This is a genomic window from Brevundimonas sp. FG8 (assembly GCF_057808845.1).
Genome location: NZ_JBMDIU010000025.1, coordinates 1 through 481, shown reverse-complemented (window position 1 = coordinate 481; position 481 = coordinate 1). Strand labels below are relative to the sequence as shown.

Annotated in this window: 1 protein-coding gene; it reads left to right on the top strand. The window is 64.9% G+C overall.

Features of this window, described 5'->3' with window-relative positions; translation table 11 throughout:
* On the top strand, positions 1-481 hold a 481-nt coding region (locus ACODRV_RS17435), incomplete at both ends, for a calcium-binding protein (RefSeq protein WP_488909185.1).

Here is a 481-nt window from a genome sequence, read left to right as displayed (position 1 = left end):
CCTCAGCTTCACCGGCCATGCCGGATCGATCCAGCTCAGGGATCAGGACAGCACCATCGGATCGGGGATTGAAAGGATCGTCTTCGGGGACGGCGAGGTCTGGACGCGGGCGGATCTCTTCCGGGCGTTCGGGCAACAGAGTTCAACGCCCGGAAACGACACGATCGACGGCACCTCAGCATCGGATATTCTGGCCGGGGGGCTCGGAGACGACCTGTTACGCGGCGGGCACGGCGCGGACACCTATGTTTACAATCTCGGCGACGGCCACGATCGGATCGTGGAGAACCCGTCCTACGACACCACCACCCTGGACCGGCTGGTGCTCGGTGAAGGCCTGACCGCCGACCTGCTGCAGATCGCTCGCGATGGCGACCACCTCACCCTCAGCTTCACCGGACAGACGGGTTCGGTGCGACTGGAGGGTCAGGACAGCACCCTGGGCGGAGGGATCGAACAGATCGTCTTCGGCGACGGCGTC